Consider the following 22,462-nt stretch of genomic DNA (forward strand, 5'->3'; position numbering starts at 1 on the left):
TTAAATGAAGCTAATATAGCTGTTTTTCTATAATTCCTAATCCCACCACCCCAAACAAAAAAACAGGAGCGCCTATCCCCAGACGCTCCTGTTTTTCTTAATGCCTTATAGAACCAATATCTCGCTATACAGTCATGTGCTTCATTCTTTAATTCCGACTACTCCGATATACTTCGCGTTTTTATAAAAATCTTTACACACATTGTCTTCTCCGCTCTCACAGAGTTTGTTGCCGTCACAATCTGTAGGGTATACTACCATATCAGCGCAATGATTACCTAATACATAGTATTGCTTGTTTTTGTATTCATACAAGCTCACAAATGTCTTGCACCCAATTTCTTGTCCTGAGTAGCTGACCATCTCGTGCTTTGAAAGGTAATCATCCTTGCAATCATTAATGCAGGACACCTCTTCTTTGTCACACGCACTGAAGAGGAACACGAAAATGATCAGTATAAAAGAAGTGATTGCTTGTTGTCTCATAGCTTATTGCCTAAATCTTTTGACCCTATGACCCTTGTGCAACTCAAGTGGTTGCATCAATGCTATATAATTTTCATAATATAATATTGATTATCAGATTAACAGCTTCCTCCATTAAATAAAACAGGAGCGCTAAGGTATAGGCGCTCCTGTTTCATTTCCACTTAATACATTCAACTACACCCCAAACTATTTCCACAGTTCAGGCACTTGTAGCACGTGCCCGAGCGGATGGTGATGTGGCCGCAGACGTTGCAGATGGGGGCATCGCCCATCATGCTGGCCAGCACTTGCTGGGTCTGTTCCATCAGCACAGTGCGGCTCTGCGTCACCAAGGTATAGCCGTTGGCTTTCACGTCGGTGGCAGGCTCGGGCTGGGTCGCTGGCTTTGTAACGGCAGGTATAGCCGCAGCCACGGGCGGGGCGGGAGCTTCCGTTTTCTCGTTTGGCACATGCACCAGGTCTTCGCGCTTCAGGTACTCGTATCCGAGGAGGCGGAAGAGGTAGTCGAAGACCGAGGTGGCGGACTTGATGTTGGGGTGCTCCACGCGGCCCGCCGGCTCGAAGCGGGTAAAGGTAAAGCGGTTCACAAACTCCTCCAGCGGCACACCATACTGCAGGCCCAGCGACACCGAAATGGCGAAACAGTTGAGGATGGAGCGGAACGAAGCGCCCTCCTTGTACATGTCGATGAACACTTCACCGAGCTCGCCGTTCGGGTACTCGCCCGTGCGGATGTACACGGTGTGACCGTCAATCTTGGCTTTCTGGGTGAAACCGCTACGCTTGTCGGGCAGTTTGCGGCGCTCTACCATGTGGGCCAGTTGCTTGCGGAAAGGCTCGTTGGCTGCGTCTTCCAGAATGGCTTTGGCCGCCTGCAGCACCTGTTCGGCACTGATGCTGTTGTCGGTCTGCGGCGCTTCCGCGACGGGTGTTGTGTCGGTTTCGGCCTTCTGGCTACTGGACGAGAGTGGCTGCGAAAGCTTGCTGCCGTCGCGGTAAATCGAGCAGGCCTTCAACCCTAGTTCCCAGGACAGGTGGTAGCATCGGGCCACTTCTTCGCGGGTGGTTTCGTTGGGCAGGTTGATGGTTTTGGAGATGGCCCCCGAAATGAAGGGCTGCACCGCGGCCATCATCTGGATGTGGCCCTCGGGCTTGATGAAACGCTTGCCTTTGTGCCCGCACTTGTTGGCGCAGTCAAACACCGGGTAATGCTCCTGGCGCAGGTATGGCGCGCCTTCAGTAGTCATGGTGCCGCAGATGTAGTCACTGGCTTCTTCTATCTGTTTATAGGTATAGCCCAGGGCACGGAGCAGGTTGAAATCCGGCATGTTGTAGAGCTCGGGCACAAAACCCAGCCGCTGCATCGTGGCCTCTCCCAGGTTATAAAGACTGAACAACGAGGCCACATCGTAGGCTGTCAACAAGCCGGCTTCCAGCTGCTGGATTTCCTCGGGCGTGAAGCCGGAAGCAGCCAGCGAGGTCTCGTTGATGTGCGGAGCACCTTTAAAAGTAGCGTGGCCTTTGGCGTAGTTCACAATGGCCTGTTGTTCGGCTTCGGTATAGCCCAGTTTTCGGAGCGCGGCAGGTATAGACTGGTTGATGATCTTGAAATAACCGCCACCAGCCAGCTTCTTATACTTCACCAGCGCAAAGTCAGGCTCCACGCCCGTCGTGTCGCAGTCCATCAGCAAACCGATAGTGCCGGTCGGGGCGATGACCGTAGCCTGTGCGTTGCGGTAGCCGTGTTTCTGGCCCAGTTCCAGTGCCTCGTCCCACGCAGCACAAGCGGCTTGGTGGAGGTAATCGGGGCAAAGGTCAGGGGCAAGCGGAACGGCAGGTATAGCCAAGCCTTCGTAGGCTTCAGGCTGGTTGTGCGCGGCCGCCCGGTGGTTGCGGATGACGCGCAGCATAGCTTCTTCGTTGAGTATATACTTTGGAAAAGCACCCAGTTCGGCGGCCATCTCGGCAGAGGTCGCATAGGAAGTGCCCGTCATAATCGCGGTGAGCGCGGCAGCTACCGAGCGGGCTTCGTCGCTGTCGTAGGCCAGGCCCTGCACCATCAGCAAAGCGCCGAGGTTGGCATAACCGAGGCCAATGGTACGGTAGTCGTAAGAACGCCGGGCCACTTCTTCGGAAGGGAACTGCGCCATCAGCACCGAGATCTCCAGCACCATGGTCCAGAGGCGGCAGGCGTGGCGGTAAGCGGCTACATCAAATGTCTGCGTCGCTTCATCAAAGAAGCGGATCAGGTTGAGGGAGGCAAGGTTGCAGGCCGTGTTGTCGAGGAACATGTATTCCGAGCAGGGGTTCGAGGCGCGGATAGGCCCTTCGGCAGGAGAGGTATGCCACTCGTTGATGGTCGTGTCGAACTGCAGTCCCGGGTCGGCGCAGGACCAAGCGGCGTCGGCTATCTGGTCCCACAGTTTGCGGGCAGGTATAGACTGCATCACCTTGCCGGTGGAGCGGGCGCGCAGGTGCCACGGCTCGTCGTTTTGCAGTGCCTTGAAAAAGTCATTCGGAATCCGTACCGAGTTGTTCGAGTTCTGTCCCGACACGGTTTGGTAGGCTTCGCCGTTGTAGTCCGAGGAGTAGCCCGCCGCAATCAGGGCCGCCACTTTTTTCTCTTCTTCTTTTTTCCAGTTGATGAACTCCACGATCTCGGGATGGTCGAGGTCGAGGCACACCATCTTGGCCGCCCGCCTTGTCGTGCCCCCTGATTTGATAGCCCCTGCCGCCCGGTCGCCGATCTTCAGGAAAGACATCAAACCCGAAGAACTGCCGCCACCGCCCAGGGCTTCGTCCTTGCCCCGGATATTGGAGAAATTGGTACCCACGCCCGAGCCATACTTGAAGATGCGGGCTTCCTGCACCCAAAGGTCCATGATGCCGCCTTTGTTCACGAGGTCATCGTCTACGGCGAGTATGAAGCAGGCATGCGGTTGCGGTCGCTCGTAGGCCGAAGTCGATTCTTTTAACTCTTCCGTTTGATGATCTACATAATAGTGTCCCTGCGCTTTGCCGGTTAGATTATAAGAGGAGTAAAGGCCCGTGTTGAACCACTGCGGCGAGTTGGGCGCGGCATACTGCCCGAGGAGCATGTACACGAGTTCATCATAAAAAGCCTGCGCATCTTCCTTGCCCTTAAAATAGCCATTTCCTTCGCCCCAGCTTCTCCAGCAATCCGCCAGGCGGTGCACCACCTGCTTCACCGATTTTTCTGATCCCGTACTGCCATCGGGCTGCGGCACGCCCGCCCTGCGCAGGTACTTCTGAGCGAGGATGTCAGTGGCAATTTGAGACCAGTTGGCAGGCACTTCCACATCCTTTATCTCAGCCACGATTGCTCCGGTAGGATCGCGGATGGTGGAAGACCTTTTTTCATAGTCAAACAAGGTATAGGCGCTCTCACCTTGCCGGGTAAAATAACGGAGAATGGGGAGTCCACCGCTTTTTGATTTCTCTTTTTTCATAAAATGGCTTTTCTTTAATGGTATGATTATCAGTGGTTTGTTATCTGTCTGAAGGCTTGATAAATGGTTTCATAAATATATCAGAAAAATATTTAAGAAAAAAAGACCTTTTTATCTTTTATTTTGTTTTGCTAGTGCATACTTTTACATCGGCAATCATCTACAACCCATTATTCAACTAAAAAAACACCATGGAAACCATAGAAAAATTAGACGTAACAGTACTGGAGCCACGCATGAAGCACCCGACCATTTTCCAGTGGTTTGATAACCTTAATGGCGGCGAAGCTTTTGTGATTCACAACGACCACGACCCGAAGCCGCTGTACTACCAGCTGCTAGGCGAGCGCGGCAATACCTTTAAGTGGGAATACCTGTTGCAGGGACCGGAGATATGGGAAGTGAAGATCTCAAAACTGACACAAGAAGAAGGAGAGACCGTTGGCGAACTGGTGGCCAAAGACTACCGCAAGGCGCAAGTGTTCAAAAAATACGGCATCGACTTTTGCTGCGGGGGCAAGAAATCGCTGAAGCAGGTGTGCGAAGAAAAAGGCATTAACCCAGAAGTGGTAGAGAGCGAACTGAACGCCATGCCAGAGACAGGCAGTGCAGCCGCCCGTGGCAACGAATACGAGAAGTGGGACCTGGGCTTCCTGGGCGACTACATCGTGAACATGCACCACAGCTATGTGCGTGAGGCTATACCTACACTATATGAATATACCACCAAAGTAGCCCGTGTGCACGGCAGCCGTCACCCGGAGGTAATTGAAGTAGCCAAGCACTTTGTGAACATCGCCAACGAATTGGAAGCCCACATGCCGAAAGAAGAGCGCGTGTTGTTCCCCTTCATCAAGCAAATGGCAGAAGCCAAGAAAAACGGCGTGAAGATCGACCGTCCGGCCTTCGGCAGCATCCAGAACCCGATCAACATGATGGAGATGGAGCACGAGGCAGCCGGCGGCGAACTGGAAGCCATTCGCAGACTAACCGACGACTATACCTTGCCAGCAGACGCCTGCGCCACGTATAGAGTAATGTTCTCGAAACTACAGGAGTTCGAAGAAGACCTGCACCGCCACATCCACCTCGAGAACAACGTGCTGTTCGTGAAAGCAGTGGAGCTGGAGAAAGAAGTGCTGAATTAATATGTCTGAATCAGGATTTTCAGGATTATAAAAAGGGCCCCTACCCCCAGGATTGACAGGATTTATTTAGTTCGAAATAAGTGCTGTTCCAACAAAGAGAGTCTCCTTTTAAGGTCACTTAGAATTGATTGTCTTTCTGTTAAGAAACTTGGTAGAAGGGAGGTTAAGCCTATGCTACTCGTAACCAGGGTCCTTTCAGGATGACAAAAGATAGGAGAAAGTCCTCTTGGGGTAGGGACCCTCGAAAAAGAAGGAGGTAGGGGGATGTCAAACATTCCCCACTCTTTTCCTGAAATTTATCAGAAAAATTAACCTACTACGGGCAATGCCCACCACCACTATGACAACTGCAACAAAACCAAAACCACTGAAACGAGACAAGAGCCTGGTGCCTCTCTCACGGGAGCACCACTTCGGACTGTTGTTCTGCTGGAAACTGAAGCAAGGTATGGCCAACGGCACCTCTTTTGAGATGATGCGCCAGTACATTGAGTATTTCTGGAAAACCATCCTGAAAGCGCACTGCCTGGAGGAGGAAGTGATCGTGAAAAGACTTTTGCCAAGGGATGATGTGAACTCCATCAGGATGCATGAAGAGCACCAGCTGATCGAAGCCATTATCGGATTGATCAACGAGCAAAAGAACCTGAATACCTCGCTGATATCAACCTTGCAGCAGGACCTGACCGACCACATCCGCTGGGAAGAACGCGAGCTGTTCCCATACCTGCAAATCATGGCTGAACCGGAGGAACTGGCCGATGTGGGCAGACTGCTGGAGCATGACCTACAGGAGCCGAAAGACGAATTTGAGCCCGCTTTCTGGGAAAATAAAAAAGCTGCCTAACCATGGAACTGTCTGCCACCACACGCATCTCGACCATTCTGCGGGAGAACCCTGCGGCGATAGAGGCCATCGTGTCGATCAACAAGCACTTTGAGAAGCTGCGGAATCCCGTGCTGCGCAAAGTGCTGGCTTCGCGGGTAACCATCGCCGACGCTGCCCGCATTGGCAAGTGCCGGGTGGAGGATTTCTATGAAAAGCTGGAACCGCTGGGCTTCAGCATCGCGTCAAAACCAACGCACAACAAACGAGCTATACCTATGGAAGCTGACGTGCTGGAAAAACCAGCCTTCATGGCGAACCTGAGTCAGGAAAACATTATCGTGCTGGACGTTCGCGATACCATCGCCAAGGGCGACGATCCTTTTCTACAGATCATGGACGCGGTGAACAAGCTGAGTACAGAACAGGTGCTCTGCATTGTGAACACCTTCGAGCCGATTCCGCTGATCGCCATTGTGCGCCCCAAAGGCTTTGCCTACTATACCGAAACGCTGGGGCCTAACCTGGTGAAGACCTATTTCAAGAAACAAAGTGTGGGGGAAAAGGTAGAAGCAATTTCCGCTGCCAGCGAGGAAAACTTTGATGACCTGTTGGCCAGGTATAGCGGCAAGCTGCAGCAAATAGACGTGCGCCAGATGGAAATGCCACAGCCGATGGTGTCCATTCTCAGCGCGCTCGAAACGCTGCCTGAAGGGGAGGCGCTGTATGTACACCACCGCAAAGTACCCCAGTTCCTGCTACCACAATTGACGGAGCGGGGATTTAAGGTAAGTATAGAAGAAGTAGGGCCGAACGAAGTGTATTTGTTGCTATACAGGTAGACTCTATCCTGTACTAATGCTGTCTTTTCGAATGACTATTGTCATTTCGACCATCGGGAGAAATCTGGATATTGCGAATAGAAATTGATGCTTCAGATCTCTCATTACATTCGAGATGACAATGAAAGAAATGAACGATTAACAACCAACAACCAACAATCAAACACATGAGCGCCGCAACTGTATCCAACTCACCCTCCAAATGGCTTGTGCTGCCGCACTATGCCTTCGCGGCGGTGTCTTTTGTGGTGCTGTGCCTGCTGCTTTTCTTCTCAACAGATGCTTTCGGGGGACACTATTTCCATCCGAAGCTGCTCACGCTCACCCACGTGGCGGCGCTGGGCTGGGCGACGATGATCATCTTCGGCTCAGTTTACCAATTGCTGCCTGTTGTGCTGGAGGTGCGGCTTTACAGTGAGAAGCTAGGAACCTGGGCCTTTGCCTTGCTGTCGACAGGTACTGTGCTGCTCACGGTCTCGTTCTGGAATTTCTGGGTAGGCAGCACGATGCATATAGCGGCCTGCCTGCTCTTTATATCGTTTCTGCTCTTTGCTTATAACGTCGTGCAGACCGCACGGCAAGTGAATAAATGGGGTATAGAGGCCGACTTTATGGTAACCTCCGTGGTATGGCTAGTGGCGACGGGCTTGGTCGGCGTGCTGATGGTTTTCAACTTTCAGTATCCGTTCCTGCCGCAGGACCACGTGCATTATCTGCAGCTGCATGCTCACATCGGTATGGCCGGGTGGTTTTTGCTGCTGATCGTGGGCGTAGGCTCCAAACTGATCCCGATGTTCCTGCTGGCTCACCCCGAAGATACCCGGAGCCTGAACTGGTGCTACTACCTGATCAACGGGGGACTGGTGCTTTTTGCGGCAGATCACCTGTTTCTGCACACCGGTTTCTATGCGCTCTATGCGGTGATGGTTGTGGCAGGTATAGCTTGCTTCCTTTATTTCCTGTACCAGGCCAAGTGCCTCGGCAAACGCCCGGATCTGGACCTGGGTATGAAACAGACCTTTGTAGCCCTGACGCTGCTGATCCTGCCCATCGTGCTGGTCTTTGTAGTGACGCTGCAGTTCGGACTGCCGCAACGTTTGCTGTCGGCGCTATACCTGGTGTATGGCTTATCTATCTTCTTTGGCTTTGTGTCGGCGCTGATTCTGGGGCAGACCTTTAAGACGCTTCCCTTCATTGTCTGGATGCACAGTTACGAAGACTACGTGGGCCGCTTTAAAACGCCTATGCCGAAGGACCTGTACAGCGTAGCACTGTTGCGCTGGCAGAACATCACCTACATCGTAGGGTTGGTGACTTTGCTGGTGGGTGTGCTGCTGGCTGAGCAACCCGTTATTTTGCTGGGGGCCGTGCTGTTGAGCATAGCGGCGGTGCTGTATGCTGGCAACGTGTTTAAAGTGGTGCTGCACAAAGTGAAAGATTTAAAGCCATTCGGGTACGAAAAGGCAGCAAAAGGAGCAAATTAAATGACTCAGGATTAAGAAATCGGGACTCAGAACGCTAATAGATTATGAAAACGCAGGAACAGGAGATCGTCAACGAAGCGTATGAAGCGCTCAAATACATCATCGACCCGGAGGTGGGCATAAACATTGTCGACCTTGGACTTGTATATAAAGTGACCCTAAAGGAAGAGGAGGAGAAGCTGCACATAGAATTGACGCTGACCACGCCGGGCTGCCCCATGAGTGGCACCATCACGAAGTCGGCTGAGCAAATGCTGCACAAGCGCTTCCCGAATCTGGATATTGAAGTGGAACTGGTATGGCTTCCGCCGTGGACGCCGGATATGATAAGTGAGGAAGGGATGCGACAATTAGGAAATACCTGATAGCTTTGCACCCCGATTTAAGATAAGGTTATGCTTTCGAAAACAACAGAATATGCCCTGCGGTCCATCGTGTACATTGCGATGGCGGACGAAGAAGGCAAACGTGTGGGTATAAAAGAGATAGCCAACGAACTGGAACTGCCCACCCATTTTATAGGCAAGATCCTGCAGGATATGGTGCGCAAAGGCGTCATCGCCTCCATCAAAGGCCCGCATGGCGGTTTCTTCCTGCACCGTCCCGCCAGCGAGATCAGCTTACTGGAAGTGATCAGCATTATCGACGGACTGGAGGCCTTCAGAAAATGCGGTATGGGCATGAAACAGTGCTCTGACATTCACCCGTGTCCGCTCCACGATGAAATCAAGGTATACCGCAACCACCTGCTGCAGGTGTTCCGCGAGAAAACGATAAAGAGCTTGGTTGACGACGTGAAAACCGGAAAATATTTCATTAAAAACCAACCCGAAGAAATGCTGAATGGCTCTGTCCGCGGCATCGCTTAAACCATTCTAAAACATACCATGACAGCGACCCTGACACGGGGTGCCTTCTCTGAAAAATTCAGAGCCATGCACCCTTTTGCCCAAACCGAAGAGATTGCCGCCCTGCAGGAGGTGGTGGAAGAGATCCGGGAACTGAAGCGCGAGAAGAACGCGGTGATTTTGTCGCACTTCTACATGTCGCCTGAGTTGCAGGTGCACCACAACGACGGCGGCATCGCCGACTTTGTGGGCGACTCGCTTGGCCTGAGTGTGGCCGCCAAAAGCGTGGAGGCCGACAACATCATTTTCTGTGGTGTGAAGTTCATGGCCGAGACCGCCAAGATCCTGAACCCCGCCAAGCAAGTGCTGCTGCCGAGTTTTGAGGCAGGTTGCTCGCTGGCCGAGAGCATCACGGGGGCCGATGTGCGCAAACTCAAGGCGCAGTACCCGGGCGTGCCGGTGGTGGCCTACATCAACACCTACGCCGAGACCAAAGCCGAAGCTGACATCTGCTGCACCTCCCGCAACGCCATGGACATCGCCCGGTCTTTCGACTCCGACCGTCTGATCTTCCTGCCGGACCTGTTCATGGGGCGCAACCTGCAGACCCGCATCAAAGCAGAGACCGGCAGAGAACTGATTTTGTGGGAAGGCAAATGCGAGGTACACGAGCAGTTTACGCCACAGCGCATCAACGGACTCAAAATGATGTACCCCGAAGCGCAGGTGCTCGTGCATTGGGAAGTGCCGGACGATACGGTAGCCGACGCCCTGACCGAGGCAGGTGGCGTCGTAGGCAGCACATCCGATATTCTCCGTTTTGTGGGGGAGAGCAAGTCTCGTCAGTTTATTCTGGGTTCGGAGTGCGACCTGGGAGCAACCCTGCGGGGCATGTACCCGGAGAAGGAATTCATCGTGCCCTGCATCAAGTGTCCGCACATGAAGCAGATCACGATACAGCGTACGCTGCAGGCTTTGCGGGCCATTGGTACCGGATCGGAGCGCCTATATACCGTGGATCTGCCAGAAGAAATTCGTCAGAAAGCTTTGCTGCCGATTGAGCGGATGCTGGCCTTCTCGTAGAATTCACTGTTTTGAAAATAGGGTATGGTTGAGAAGGTACTTTACAGCGACCCGAGAGTCTTTGGTCCTTTGGCCAAAAATCTTTTGTCCTTTTAAATAACAATGAAAGCGCCGGATTTTGATTTCGTGGTGTTGGGTAGTGGCATTGCGGGGCTCACGTTTGCCCTGCAGGCCGCTGCCCATGGCCGCGTACTGGTGCTTTGCAAAGCTCACCTCTCCGAAACCAACACGGCCTACGCGCAGGGAGGCATCGCCGCTGTGCTGGACCCAACCGACTCCTTCGAACAGCACGTGCAGGACACGCTCGAGGCGGGCGCCGGGGTATGCGACGAAGCTGCAGTGCGCTATATGGTGCAGGAGGCCCCGGCAGCCATCCGCTGGCTGCAAGGTATGGCGGTTGGTTTTGACAAAGTTAAATCTGGGAATATGGCACTTGGTCTGGAAGGCGGCCACAGCCATCACCGCATTGTGCATGTAAAAGACCACACGGGACGCAGCGTACAGCAGGCTTTGGAAGCGGCTGTGCGGCGCCACCCGATCATCTCCGTGCAGGAGCATCAGATGGGTATAGAGCTACTCACGGATACCAGCAATTCAGGTACGTTTTGCTATGGCGTACAGGTGCTGGATCTGCACACGCAGGAGGTTCGGTCTATACGGGCGCAAGCGGTGGTGCTGGCCACCGGCGGCTCCGGGCAGGTATACCAGTATACCACCAACCCAGGTATAGCCACCGGCGACGGCCTGGCCATGGCTACAAGAGCGGGCGCCATCATCCAAAACATGGAGTTCTTCCAGTTTCACCCGACCGCGTTGTACCAACCAAACGGCGAGGTCTTCCTGATCAGCGAGGCCTTGCGGGGAGCAGGGGCGGAACTGGTTCTGCCGGACGGCAGCCGCTTCGTGCACCACTACCATCCACTGGGTTCGCTAGCGCCGCGCGATGTTGTGGCCCGCGCCGTGCTGACCGAAATGCAGCATCACCAAAGTCCCTGTCTATACCTGGATGTGCGCCATCTGCCTGCTGGAAAGGTGCGGGAAAACTTTCCTTCTATTTATCATAAGTGTGCCACTATTGGCATTGATGTGGAAAAGCAGCTCATACCTGTCGTGCCGGCAGCCCATTACCAATGCGGTGGTGTGAAAACGGATATGCAGGGGCGAACTTCCATTGATAGGCTATACGCCGTCGGGGAGGTCGCTTGTACGGGCGTGCATGGGGCGAACCGGCTGGCCAGCAACTCATTGCTGGAAGGGGTGGTGTTTGCGCAAAGTGCAGCTAGGCAGGTGGTAGGCCTGGCTCCGATGCCAATGCAGGCTATACCTGATATGACTTTGGAGAAAAACTATGTAGGAACGTTGTGGCTGGGCATGCGGGCAGAAATAGAGCGGAACCGTTCGAAACTGCAGACGCTCCTGTGGGAGCAGGCCGGTATTGTACGCTCCGCAAAAGGTCTGCTGAGTTGCCAGGCTAGAATCGACGCTCTGCAACGGAAGATGAAAGGTATAGCCTATATGACAGGTACACAGCGGGAAGTGCAGGAACTACAGAATCTACTCACGGTAGCGGAATTAATTACGAAAGCCGCACTCGCCAGGCGGGAAAGCGTTGGCGGGCATTCCGTGACGGAAACACTGCCTGAGGGGCGGCCCAGCCAGGATAACGCGTTTTTAGTTGATGCTCCTGAAACAGGTATACGGGCACTTTTTTGAGAATAGTCCCGTACTGCTTATATTTAGGAAAATAAACACACTTGGAAGAGTACGAAAAGCCATCTAATCAGCTTATAGACAATGCGTCGCGACTGAAAGCCATCATCGAAACAGCGATCGACGGCATCATCACCATCGACCGCAGAGGCACTGTAGAAACCGTAAATCCGGCTGCGGCCAATATTTTTGGCTATCAACCAGAGGAGATTATCGGTAATAACGTGAGAATGCTCATGCCGGAGCCCGACCATAGTCTGCACGATAAATACCTTGACAACTACCATCGCACGGGGGTAGGGCAGATCATCGGCAAAGGACGCGAAGTATTGGGCAAAAAGAAAAACGGCACCGTGTTCCCTTTTCTGCTCAGCATCAGCGAGGTGAACCTGCACGACAAGCAGATCTTTACCGGCATCATCCACGACATCACCGATCTTAAAAAAACGGAGGTCGCACTGCGCGAAAGCGAAAGCCGGATCAACTCCATCATCCAGACCGCTGTGGATGGCATCATTACCATTGATATGCGTGGTGTCATCGAGATGATCAACCCCTCCGCCTGCAGGCTGTTCGGCTATGGCGAATCGGAGGTGATTGGCCGGAAGATCAACATGCTTATGCCCGAGCCTGATAAGAGCCTGCATGACAACTACATGCACCACTACCACGAGACCGGCGAAAAGCGCATTATAGGCGTGGGCCGCGAGGTAACCGGGCTCAAAAAAGACGGCACCATTTTCCCGCTATACCTGAGCATCAGCGAAGTGAAGCTGGCCGACCGCAAGGTATACACCGGCTTCATACACGACATCACCCGCCAGAAAATAACCGAGGAGCGCCTGCGCCGCTATGCAGCAGAGCTAGAGCGAAGCAACCGTGAGCTGCAGGATTTTGCTTACGTGTCCTCGCACGACCTGCAGGAGCCACTCCGCAAGATTCAGGCATTTGGCGACCGCCTCAAGATAAAAGAGTACGAGAACCTGAGCGAGCAGGGCAAGGACTACGTGGACCGCATGCTCAACGCGGCCGTTCGGATGCAGAACCTGATCAACGACCTGCTCACCTTCTCCAGGGTTACCTCCAAGTCAAAGCCGTTTGTGGATACGGACCTGAACCAGATTGCGCACGACGTGGTATCGGATCTGGAGATTGCCATCGAAAACGCCCATGCCAAAGTGGAGGTGGGGCCGCTGCCCGTCATTCAGGCAGAGCCTACCCAGTTGCGCCAGTTATTGCAGAACCTGATCAGCAATGCCATCAAGTTCCGCAAAGACGACGTGGAGCCCGTGGTAAAGGTATACGCCAAAGAATTGCAGCTGAAAGCCCACCTGACCTCCACCCCGGGCGACGAACTGGTGGAGCTGCACGTGGAGGACAACGGAATCGGCTTCGAGGAGAAATACCTGGACCGGATCTTCAACATTTTCCAGCGACTGGAGGGACAGAAGTACGAAGGCTCCGGTATAGGGCTGGCCATCTGCCGTAAAATCGCGATCCGACATGGGGGCGATATTACAGCCAAAAGTAAACCGGGGGAGGGTACGCATTTTATTGTTACTTTAGCAAAAACTCACCTGAACGAGTAATCATCTATGAAATCGAATAGACCTATTGTGATACTGATAGCCGACGACGACGCCGAAGACCGCATGCTCATTAAGGAGGCCCTGGACGAGAACCGTCTGAGCAATGCCATTCAGTTTGTAGAAAACGGCGAAGAGCTGATGGACTACCTGCACAACCGCGGCAGGTTTACCGACAAGGAAAAGTACCAGACGCCCGGCCTTATTCTGCTTGACCTGAACATGCCGAAAAAGGACGGCCGCGAGGCGCTGAAGGAAATAAAGGCCGACGAGCACCTGCGCGTGCTGCCTGTGGTAGTGCTTACCACCTCCAAAGCTGAAGAGGACATCTTGCGCACCTACGACCTGGGCGTGAGCTCATTCATCACCAAACCGGTCACTTTCAGTTCACTTGTAGACGTGATGCGCACCCTGAGCAAATACTGGTTCGAAATAGTAGAACTGCCGAAACCGTAGTTTAGTTAAGCGTTAAAAGTTATGAGTTTTATCTTGCCTGTCATTTCGAACGCTAGTGAGAAATCTGGAATATGAATCGACATGCCTCGAATTTTTATCATCTTCGCTGGCTCTCGTAGGCTCGCGCCTCAACAGTAGTTGAGTTGAAAAATCAGGCGTACCCCAGAACTCTACTCACTTTTAACTCTTAACTCTCAACTTTTAACTAAGAAAAGCTTTGCCTGACAGAATTCGTGTTTTGCTGGTGGATGATGATGAAGACGATTTCATCATTGCGCGGGATATTATGGACGATATTCCCGGGCGTAACTACTTGCTGGAGTGGGCGCCGTCCTTTAAAGAGGCGATCGACATCATCCGGGAGCAGCGGCACCATGTATACCTGGTCGATTTCAGGCTGGGGGCGCACGATGGCTTAGAATTGATCACACAGGCGGTGAACGAAGGTATAGCCGCTCCGTTCATTCTGCTGACAGGCCAAAGCGACCGCGAAACTGACGAGAAAGCCATGCGGGCCGGTGCCCAGGATTACCTGGTGAAAGGCACTTTCAACCCCTATGACCTGGAGCGCTCGATCCGATATAGCATTGAGCACGCCAAGAGTCTGGCCGAGATTCAGAAGCTGAACACGGAACTTGAGCAACGGGTAGAGGAGCGTACACAGGAACTGGCCGCGGCCATACAGAACCTGGAGAAGGCGAACCGCACCCTGAAAAAGGCACAGACCGAAATCTACAAGGCGCTGCAAAAAGAGAAGGAACTGCACGAACTCAAGTCGCGGTTCGTGACCATCGCTTCGCACGAGTTTCGCACCCCGCTTAGCACCGTGCTGTCATCGGCCTCCCTTATCACCAAGTACAAGACGGCTGAAGACGATGAAAAGCGCCTGAAGCATGTGGGCCGCATCAAGTCGGCGGTTCACAATTTGACCAACATCCTTAACGACTTTCTGTCCATCAGCAGGATGGAGGAGGGCAAGATACACAACGTGCCGAGCACCTTTGATCTGCAGAGTTTTTCGGCAGAGGTGGTCGACGAAATGCAGGGCTACCTGAAAGAGGGGCAGCGCATTGAATACCGGCACGATGGCACCCAGTTGACGGTATACCTGGACAAGCAGCTCATGCGCAACGTGATGATCAACCTGCTCTCCAACGGCAGCAAATACTCCGGTGAGGACCGCACGATATGGTTCATGACAGCCATCGAAGGGAGTGTGATCACGCTGGAAGTGCGCGACGAGGGGATTGGTATACCTGACGAAGACAAGACGCATTTGTTTACGCCTTTCTTCAGAGCCCAGAACGTCACCAATATACAAGGAACGGGTCTGGGGCTTAATATTGTAAAAAAATACGTTGAAATAATGGGTGGCGAGTTGCGCTATGAAAGCCAACTGGGCCACGGCACCACGTTCACCATCACTTTGCCATATACCGCACAGATATGAAAAAGATATTGCTGATTGAAGACAACCAGGAGATCCGCGAGAACACAGCCGAGATCCTGACGCTGGCCAACTACCAGGTGCTCGAAGCGCCCAATGGCAAACTCGGCGTGGACCTGGCCAAGAAAGAACACCCCGACCTGATCATTTGCGACATCATGATGCCCCAGCTCGATGGCTACGGCGTACTGCACATGCTCAGCAAGTTCCCCGAAACGGCCAGTATTCCCTTTGTCTTTCTGACGGCCAAATCAGAGAAAGACGACTTCCGCAAAGGCATGAACCTGGGCGCCGACGACTACCTGACCAAGCCCTTTGATGATGTGGAGTTGCTGGACGTGGTAGAAATGCGCCTGAAGAAAAACGAGATCGTGAAGGCCGAGTTTCAGCGCAATGTGCAGGGGCTCGACAACTTCATTCAGGAGGCGAAAGGCTACGAGGAGCTCAACAAGCTGATCTCTGAAAACCGCCGCGTGACGGTGTTCCGCAAAAAACAGCATTTGTTCTCAGAGGGCAATTACCCAAGCAACCTGTACTTCCTCAACAAAGGCAAGATCAAGACCTACAAATCGAATGAAGAAGGCCGGGAGTACATCACCTGCCTCTACAAAGACGGTGACTTTATCGGCTACCTCGATTTGCTGGAAGAGAAAGCCTACCGCGAGTCGGCAATGGCGCTGGAGGACTCGGAGGTATACATCATCCCGCGGGAGGACTTCTATACCTTGCTTTACCAGAACCGCGATGTGGCCGGCAAGTTCATCAAAATACTGTCCGACAACCTGGCCGACCGGGAGGAGCGCTTGCTGAAGCTGGCCTACAACTCGGTGCGCAAGCGTGTGGCAGAGGCATTGCTCTTTGTGGAGAAGCAGTACAAGGAAGACCCGAACTACAAGTCAGAAGTATCGATTACGCGCGAGGACCTGGCCAGTATAGTGGGGGCTTCTAAAGAGACCGTTATCCGCACGCTGGCCGATTTCAAGGAGGAGAACCTGATCGATACCCGGGGCAGCAAGATCACGATTCTGAATGCGCAGAAACTAGAGCGGATGCGGAATTAGGGGAAACACTGACATTTCTCCTGCCTGAAAATGACGAATGTCATACTTTACGAACCCAGCTTTTAAGAAATTTGCATTGTATCTGAGAGAAAGACATGCAAAATCAGTTTAAGGCCCTTACATTATCTTACAAGCAAGCACCTATCGCCATTCGTGAAGCCGTATCGCTGAACGAGATCGGCTGCCGTAACCTGCTCGATAAGATAAGCGAATTCACCGAAGCGCAGGATGTGATGGTGCTTTCTACCTGTAACCGCACAGAGGTGTACTACACCGCTGCGCAGGACCTGTCGCGCGAGATCATTAAACTGATCGCTATTGAGAAAGGCTTTATCGCGACAAAAGAGATCTCATCATACTTCCAACACATCACCGACCACCAGCAGGCCGTGCAGCACTTATTTTATGTGTCGCTGGGGCTGGAGTCGCAGGTGGTAGGCGATATGCAGATACTCAACCAGGTGAAAAAAGCCTACCAGTGGGCGGCTGATGCCAACATGGCCGGCCCGTTTCTGCACAGGCTGATGCATACCATTTTCTTTACCAACAAGCAGGTGTTCAACCAGACCGCCTTTTTTGACGGCGCTGCTTCGGTGTCGTACGCCACGGTGGAATTGGTAGAAGAGCTGACCAGAGGCATGGCTGACCCGCGCGTGCTGATGATCGGAGTGGGGGAGATAGGCGCTGATGTGTGCGACAACTTCGGCAAGTCGAAGATCAGCAACATCACCATCGCCAACCGTACGCATCACAAAGCACTGGAGCTGGCTCAAAAGACAAATGCCCGTGCGATCTATTGGGAAAACGTGTGGGAAGAAATGGCGAATGCGGACGTGGTGATCTCATCCGTACCGGGCGACTGCTTCTTTATCGGGCAGGCTGATGTAGCGCAGCTCGGTGAAAATGCCCCTCAATTCTTTGTGGACCTTTCCATGCCGCGCAGCATCGACGCTGCCATTGAAGCTTTGCCAAACGCGAAGGTATACAACGTAGACAATATCCGGAACCGTGCCACCGAAGCGCTGACCATGCGCATGGCCGCTATCCCTCAGGTGAAAGAAATCATTGTTGAGGCGATGACTGAATTCAACACCTGGACCCGCGAGATGGCGATGTCGCCGGCCCTGCAGCAGTTCAAAAGCCGCCTGGAAGAGATTCGTCAGCAGGAGCTGGCCCGCTATACCAAAAAGCTGGGCGATGAGCAGAAAGAGCTGGTAGAGGCGATCACCAAAAACATCCTCAACAAGATCGTGAAACTGCCTGCCCTGGAGCTGAAAGCGGCCTGTCAGCGTGGTGAGTCCGAGGCGCTGTTGGAAGGCCTGAGTGCACTCTTTAACCTTGATAAGCAGGAAGCTTAGGCTATACCTGGAAAGCTTTAAATTCATTGGTCGTTAGGCAGATGCTCTTCGGGACATCCATGTCTCGAAGCTAACTGTTGGGGATGTCCACATCCCCGTGCGCTGGTAAACGCGGACTTGGAAGTCCGTAGCAGATTAAGATTCGGACAAAGATGTCCGAATCAGCTTTTTAATTACATCTTTCCTTAAATTGACGGCATTAAGGCTATACCTGACAAGGCTTAGTAATAGCGGATCGGGATGGAGAAAATTTTCAGAATGTCAGGCACCTTAAACCGTGCCTCCCGCTGATTCTGTTGTATGCTTTGCCCATAGCGGAAGTTGGCGTTTGCATCCATAGCGGGCATTTCCGTAATCGATTTGTACACGACAGGTGGCGGTAAAACAGGGAGTTGATCTTTAAGCTCCGCGGGGAGTTTTGTCCGCAGTGCGGCTTGCTTCAGATCATACTCCGTCGCCCAGGGCATCACATCCACCGTAGGCAGTTCATTCTCTTTTCTTTCGAGCACGATTTTGAGCGTCAGCTTGTTTTCTTTTGTCTCAGCAGGTATGGCCAGGTATAGCTTTTCGTAGCCCAAGGCACCAAAAACCACCGTGTCGCCTGCCACGACCGGCATCGAAAAATAACCGCTTGTGCGTGTGTGAGTGCCTCTTGTTGTGCCCGGCACATAGATGGCCACGCCCTCCAATGCCGTCAAATTATCGCTTGCGTAGACCATACCGGAGAGCTGGATCACCTGTTTGTTTGGAGCAGGCAGGTTTTGTGCTTTTCCGGCACGGACAGTTAACACAAAAAGCAGAAGAACAACAGCGTAGAAAATAGAGTCTCTTTTCATAGGATGCAGGTATAGCCGAATCCGTTATTGCCTGACCGTTACATAAGCCGCCAGCCGACCGCCTACACCTTTTTTCCAGTCTCCCAGGCTGGCTTTTCTGGAGTAGAAGCTACCACCCAGTGCGGCGCCGTAAGTAAAAATATACTTCTCGTGCTTGCTATAATCAGGCAGGTATTCTATACCTAAAAAGAAATCCTCGTCCACCACCAGGCCATACTGCTCAAGCGGTATCGTGACCCAGCCTTGCGTAAGTGGTAGTCGCCGGATGATGCTCTTCTCGACTAACCGCTCCCCGGGCATACCTGCTGCATTTTTATAAAGGTTGATGCGGAAAGTGGCAGAGTCGAGTTTATTGCTGCGCAGGTATACCGTGGCTGACAGAAGCTCAGAAGTTTTGTTGTTCAGTTTGATAAACTTGCCCAGTTCCGAAATATCGTCTGAGTGAACGGTCTCCGCGGAGCCGTGAAGGAACGGATTGCGCGAATTGGTGCCGATTTTTTTGATTTTAGGTGCCTTGCTGCTGATGACTACTTCGCGCAGGATTGTGGTTTTCCCGGTGAGCTCAAATAGGGTGATGTTGCCGGAGAGGATGGAGGAAACGGGCAATGAAAGCTCGTTGTAGCCAATGGCCGAAAAGGTAAGCGTGTCCTGTCGGTTTTCCTCTTTCAGGGTTATTCTGAAGCTGCCATCCGGCCTGGTGGCCGTGCCGATATTCTTCTTTTTGATGCCGATGTTGACGTAAGGTATAGCCTCCTGCTGTCTGGCGCTCTGAACGGTGCCGCTTAGCTGAAAGCCCTGTCCGAAAGAGATGCTGCTTGTGAGCAGAAAGAAAAAGGTGATAAGCAGTCGGGTCAGTTTGCTTTTTGGCATCTTGTGAATCTCCTGATGGTTTTGAAAACTAACCCGATTTAGGTATAGCTGTTATCAAGAGGATTCAATTTCTGTAACATGAGTTGCAAGGCCTGCCGCGATTTTTGCAAATAGTGATTTGAGAAGGGTGTTTAGTACTATAAATTACAGTACTTCAGGCTATACTTTAAGTAAGCTTTTTAAAATTACTGCTTTGGAAACGCTCCCCTATTTAGGGCGGAACTCCAGCAAATAAGCCATTGTAATTGTGATATTGGTATTAGTGGCAGAAACCACTTTTTGTCTCTCCGTCATAATGCTGTTCAGGCTCTGGGTAATTCTTGCTTCTAATTGCAAGGTGCCGAGTGCAGTGGTGTGCTGCAGGCCGGCCCCCAGGGTGAGGCCTGCGAGCCAGGGCTTTTCAATCGCTTTCTGGTAATAGCCAGTATGCTCCAGGTCTGAGATAGCTTGTATGCTATCGCGGTTCGAAACAAGGTAGCTGATAGAAGGACCGAGATTGGCTATGATTTTGGTATTCTTATGCCCCCACATGGCAGCTCAATGTAATGGAGTCTCCGGGTATACGTAGTGGCAGAGTCGATTTTGTCTGACCAACCACGCTGCACCCAATTCAACTCCACCTGTATCCCCATCATGGGTTCATTCTCATGCACCTGTACGGCATGCTTCAGTAACAGGCCTGCCGTGTAGCCAGTTGCCCCACCTTGATTTAGAGAAGGATCGAAGCTGAACCAAGAGGAACTGGAGCCGCCCTTCAACCCAACACCTGTGTAAGTAGTAGAGGTTGGCTTGACCTGGGCAGTACAAAAGCCGGTTATTATAAAATTAAAGGCAAGTGATAGTAAAAATAACCTCATGAACAATTGGCTAGAGTTTACTTAGAAACATACCCTCCGAGCACCGTCAGTTCCTGGCCTTTCTCAGGCCTGCCGGCCAGCAGCGGCATGGCTTGTGCGATCAGTTCTTTCACGCCGGGCACCTGCAGGGAGTTGTCGTGGTCCTCTTTGCTGTCCCATACCTCGGTCACCCATACGGCTTCAGAGCCAGTGTTTTCCTGGCTTACCAGGTATAGCCGGCAGCCTTTTGCCTTTGCAACCAACTTGGAGGCTTCCAAGAGAATCCGGGCAAGTTGCGCGCCGTTGCCAGCTGTTGCCTCTAGTTTTCCATGCAGACCGTATTTGCTCATAAAAACAGGTATAAGAGTGAAAGGTATGTTTCTGTTGCGGCTATACCTGGAATCTAAAAGATACAGCCATTAAATATAGAAATTATCTATGTAATTGTTGTTCGGTAACTTAGGAAGTGGCGACTAAAATGTTTCGCAAGGCTAGCTGGCTCCATTTTATACCTGCATTTCATGATTTTTCAGTTAATCGCCAGTTGATGAACAAAAAAAGCAGCAGCCGATCCACCCCGGTCAGCTGCTGCCTTTGTTACTACTAAAGTCAGAAAACTCACATCACTGCCGAACTTTCTACCTTTCTAACCTCTCAACTTTTTAAATTCCCTAAGCCCTACTGATCCCACCACAGTGGCTCTGACAAGACAGGCGAATCCGGGGTATTGGGGTTCTTGCTGGATTCTCCCTGCGGGTATGCCAGTCTGCGGATGTAGGTAGGCAGTGCCGCGTTGGCAGGCAGCGTGAAGCTGGCATACTGGTAGTCGAAGCGTCTGGCATCGTTCCAGGCTTCGGGATTGAGGTACGTCACCACATACTTCTCCTTGAAAATCAGGTCAAGGGTCAGGTTGGCGGCCCCTACACCCACAGCAGGGTTGTTTAGGTATGCTTCCCGCTCAGCTACCGGCACTTCGAGCTTATCCATATGGGCGCGTATACCTTCCAGGTAAGCGTCGTAGGCACGGGTACGGTCACCGGCACGGAAAGCCGCTTCCGCTTCAACAAACTTCATCTCGGCATATGAGACAATGGTAATGGGAGACGCCTCGCCGGTGAGCGGGGAATTGCGGGAGATGTATACCTCATCCTTCACCGTGTTGTTAGCCGGGCCTACGTTGCCCACCCCGTTCGGCGTGCCCACGAAGGTTCCTGTCACCGTCGGGTCCGTGATGCGGGATATGCGGGGGTCCACTACGCCGAAGGTTGTGCCGTTGAGGTGGTTTACCAGCTGCTCCGACAGCCAGCCGCCTAGTATGAGGGAGGCATTGCTCCGTGCTACTTCAGCCCAGGGGTTGCGGAGTGCGAATACAGCCATCTCGGCATCATCGGCGTTGGACTTGTATGAGTTCTCAACAGCGCTCAGCACAGCGGCCGGGTCGTAGGACGGTTGCTTGCTCACCTTGTTGAGCAGCCTGGCTTTCAAGGCGTTGGCTGTCATAATCCATGCCTCCTTGTCGCCGCCATGGATCAGGTCGTTATCCTCGTCGAGCACTACCTTGGAATCGGTTTTCTGGAGTTCGGCTATACCTTCGTCGAGCAGGCGCAACGACTCCGCATACAGTTCCTCCTCCGTGTCGAAACCCGGGGTCAGGGTGCTGTTGTCGAAACCCTCTGAATACGGGGCATCGCCCCAAAGGTCAGTCACCAGGCTCAGGTGATAGGACATGAGGATGTTGGACACGCCCACGTAATCCGAGGCGCCTTCCTCTATTCCCTTCTGCCGCATGTCGTAGATGTCGGCCATGGCCAGGTATAGCGCATCCCAGGTGCCGGTGTAATCTGTTACCTGGTAAGTGTCGGTGCCACTGCCGGCTGTGGGGCTGGCCAGATACTGTACAAAAAAGGAGGTGGTGGCAGCCACCCGCTGGCTGTTCAGACCTGTCTTGTGGGTCGTAGTGGAGAGCAGCGCGCTTAGTGGCGCAACAGGAACCAGGTTCGGGTTGTCATTCAGATCAAAGTAGTCTTCACAGCTTTGTAAACCCATCGCAGCGCCTAGCATCGTAAAGGCGAGTGCGTATCTAACTATCTTTTTCATAATGTTTCTCTCTTT

21 protein-coding genes are annotated in these 22,462 nt (G+C 52.6%); 13 read left to right on the forward strand and 8 right to left on the reverse strand.

What is annotated here, in order from left to right:
- Positions 1–141 precede the first annotated feature (141 nt).
- Positions 142–486: a DUF6970 domain-containing protein gene (locus Q4E40_RS12765; protein WP_303412661.1), complete on the reverse strand. Its 345-nt coding sequence runs from the start codon at positions 484–486 to the stop codon at positions 142–144.
- Between the two features lie 173 nt (positions 487–659).
- Positions 660–3,959, reverse strand: coding sequence for a vitamin B12-dependent ribonucleotide reductase (locus Q4E40_RS12770; protein ID WP_303412662.1), 3,300 nt, complete (start codon positions 3,957–3,959; stop codon positions 660–662).
- Between the two features lie 191 nt (positions 3,960–4,150).
- Here Q4E40_RS12770 and ric point away from each other — a divergent pair, with 191 nt between their 5' ends.
- The 13 genes from ric (at position 4,151) to hemA (ending at position 17,808) form a co-directional block, all read left to right on the forward strand.
- Positions 4,151–5,107 (forward strand): iron-sulfur cluster repair di-iron protein, encoded by a 957-nt coding sequence (gene ric, locus Q4E40_RS12775; protein WP_303412664.1) that lies wholly within the window; start codon positions 4,151–4,153, stop codon positions 5,105–5,107.
- 340 nt (positions 5,108–5,447) lie between these two features.
- Positions 5,448–5,954 (forward strand): hemerythrin domain-containing protein, encoded by a 507-nt coding sequence (locus tag Q4E40_RS12780; protein WP_303412667.1) that lies wholly within the window; start codon positions 5,448–5,450, stop codon positions 5,952–5,954.
- Positions 5,955–5,956: 2 nt separating this feature from the next.
- Complete coding sequence (locus Q4E40_RS12785; protein ID WP_303412669.1) at positions 5,957–6,775, forward strand: DUF2249 domain-containing protein; 819 nt, start codon at positions 5,957–5,959, stop codon at positions 6,773–6,775.
- A 167-nt stretch (positions 6,776–6,942) separates the two neighbouring features.
- Complete coding sequence (locus tag Q4E40_RS12790) at positions 6,943–8,259, forward strand: hypothetical protein (protein WP_303412670.1); 1,317 nt, start codon at positions 6,943–6,945, stop codon at positions 8,257–8,259.
- 44 nt (positions 8,260–8,303) lie between these two features.
- Positions 8,304–8,624 (forward strand): metal-sulfur cluster assembly factor, encoded by a 321-nt coding sequence (locus tag Q4E40_RS12795; RefSeq protein WP_303412671.1) that lies wholly within the window; start codon positions 8,304–8,306, stop codon positions 8,622–8,624.
- Between the two features lie 30 nt (positions 8,625–8,654).
- Entirely contained in the window at positions 8,655–9,128 is a 474-nt protein-coding gene (locus Q4E40_RS12800; protein ID WP_303412672.1) for an RrF2 family transcriptional regulator, read from the forward strand.
- Between the two features lie 18 nt (positions 9,129–9,146).
- Entirely contained in the window at positions 9,147–10,190 is a 1,044-nt protein-coding gene (gene nadA, locus Q4E40_RS12805) for a quinolinate synthase NadA (RefSeq protein ID WP_303412674.1), read from the forward strand.
- Positions 10,191–10,292: 102 nt separating this feature from the next.
- Positions 10,293–11,903 (forward strand): L-aspartate oxidase, encoded by a 1,611-nt coding sequence (nadB, locus tag Q4E40_RS12810; protein ID WP_303412675.1) that lies wholly within the window; start codon positions 10,293–10,295, stop codon positions 11,901–11,903.
- A gap of 41 nt (positions 11,904–11,944) precedes the next feature.
- Positions 11,945–13,489, forward strand: coding sequence for a sensor histidine kinase (locus Q4E40_RS12815; protein ID WP_303412676.1), 1,545 nt, complete (start codon positions 11,945–11,947; stop codon positions 13,487–13,489).
- A gap of 6 nt (positions 13,490–13,495) precedes the next feature.
- Positions 13,496–13,942: a response regulator gene (locus tag Q4E40_RS12820; RefSeq protein WP_220624822.1), complete on the forward strand. Its 447-nt coding sequence runs from the start codon at positions 13,496–13,498 to the stop codon at positions 13,940–13,942.
- A gap of 217 nt (positions 13,943–14,159) precedes the next feature.
- On the forward strand, positions 14,160–15,392 hold the full coding sequence (locus Q4E40_RS12825) for a hybrid sensor histidine kinase/response regulator (protein WP_303412677.1): 1,233 nt from the start codon (positions 14,160–14,162) through the stop codon (positions 15,390–15,392).
- Positions 15,389–16,450, forward strand: coding sequence for a response regulator (locus Q4E40_RS12830; protein ID WP_303412679.1), 1,062 nt, complete (start codon positions 15,389–15,391; stop codon positions 16,448–16,450). Before Q4E40_RS12825 ends, Q4E40_RS12830 begins: the two co-directional genes overlap by 4 nt.
- 95 nt (positions 16,451–16,545) lie before the next feature.
- A complete protein-coding gene (hemA, locus tag Q4E40_RS12835; protein ID WP_303412680.1) occupies positions 16,546–17,808 on the forward strand; it encodes a glutamyl-tRNA reductase in 1,263 nt (420 codons plus the stop codon).
- Positions 17,809–18,029: 221 nt separating this feature from the next.
- Here hemA and Q4E40_RS12840 read toward each other — a convergent pair whose 3' ends face one another.
- The 6 genes from Q4E40_RS12840 to Q4E40_RS12860 form a co-directional block, all read right to left on the reverse strand.
- On the reverse strand, positions 18,030–18,644 hold the full coding sequence (locus Q4E40_RS12840) for a carboxypeptidase-like regulatory domain-containing protein (RefSeq protein ID WP_303412681.1): 615 nt from the start codon (positions 18,642–18,644) through the stop codon (positions 18,030–18,032).
- 24 nt (positions 18,645–18,668) lie between these two features.
- On the reverse strand, positions 18,669–19,514 hold the full coding sequence (locus Q4E40_RS12845) for a carboxypeptidase-like regulatory domain-containing protein (protein ID WP_303412683.1): 846 nt from the start codon (positions 19,512–19,514) through the stop codon (positions 18,669–18,671).
- A gap of 207 nt (positions 19,515–19,721) precedes the next feature.
- Positions 19,722–20,045 carry a porin family protein gene (locus Q4E40_RS12850; RefSeq protein ID WP_303412686.1) on the reverse strand — a complete coding sequence of 108 codons (324 nt, stop codon included), beginning with the start codon at positions 20,043–20,045 and terminating at the stop codon, positions 19,722–19,724.
- Positions 20,015–20,371, reverse strand: coding sequence for an outer membrane beta-barrel protein (locus tag Q4E40_RS20425; protein ID WP_368411171.1), 357 nt, complete (start codon positions 20,369–20,371; stop codon positions 20,015–20,017). The genes Q4E40_RS12850 and Q4E40_RS20425 overlap by 31 nt, the downstream gene beginning before the upstream one ends.
- A gap of 17 nt (positions 20,372–20,388) precedes the next feature.
- Entirely contained in the window at positions 20,389–20,700 is a 312-nt protein-coding gene (locus tag Q4E40_RS12855) for a putative quinol monooxygenase (RefSeq protein ID WP_303412688.1), read from the reverse strand.
- Between the two features lie 328 nt (positions 20,701–21,028).
- Entirely contained in the window at positions 21,029–22,447 is a 1,419-nt protein-coding gene (locus Q4E40_RS12860) for a SusD/RagB family nutrient-binding outer membrane lipoprotein (RefSeq protein WP_303412689.1), read from the reverse strand.
- Positions 22,448–22,462 lie beyond the last annotated feature (15 nt).

This window comes from Pontibacter coccineus (genome assembly GCF_030546575.1).
Taxonomy (GTDB): Bacteria; Bacteroidota; Bacteroidia; order Cytophagales; family Hymenobacteraceae; genus Pontibacter; species Pontibacter coccineus.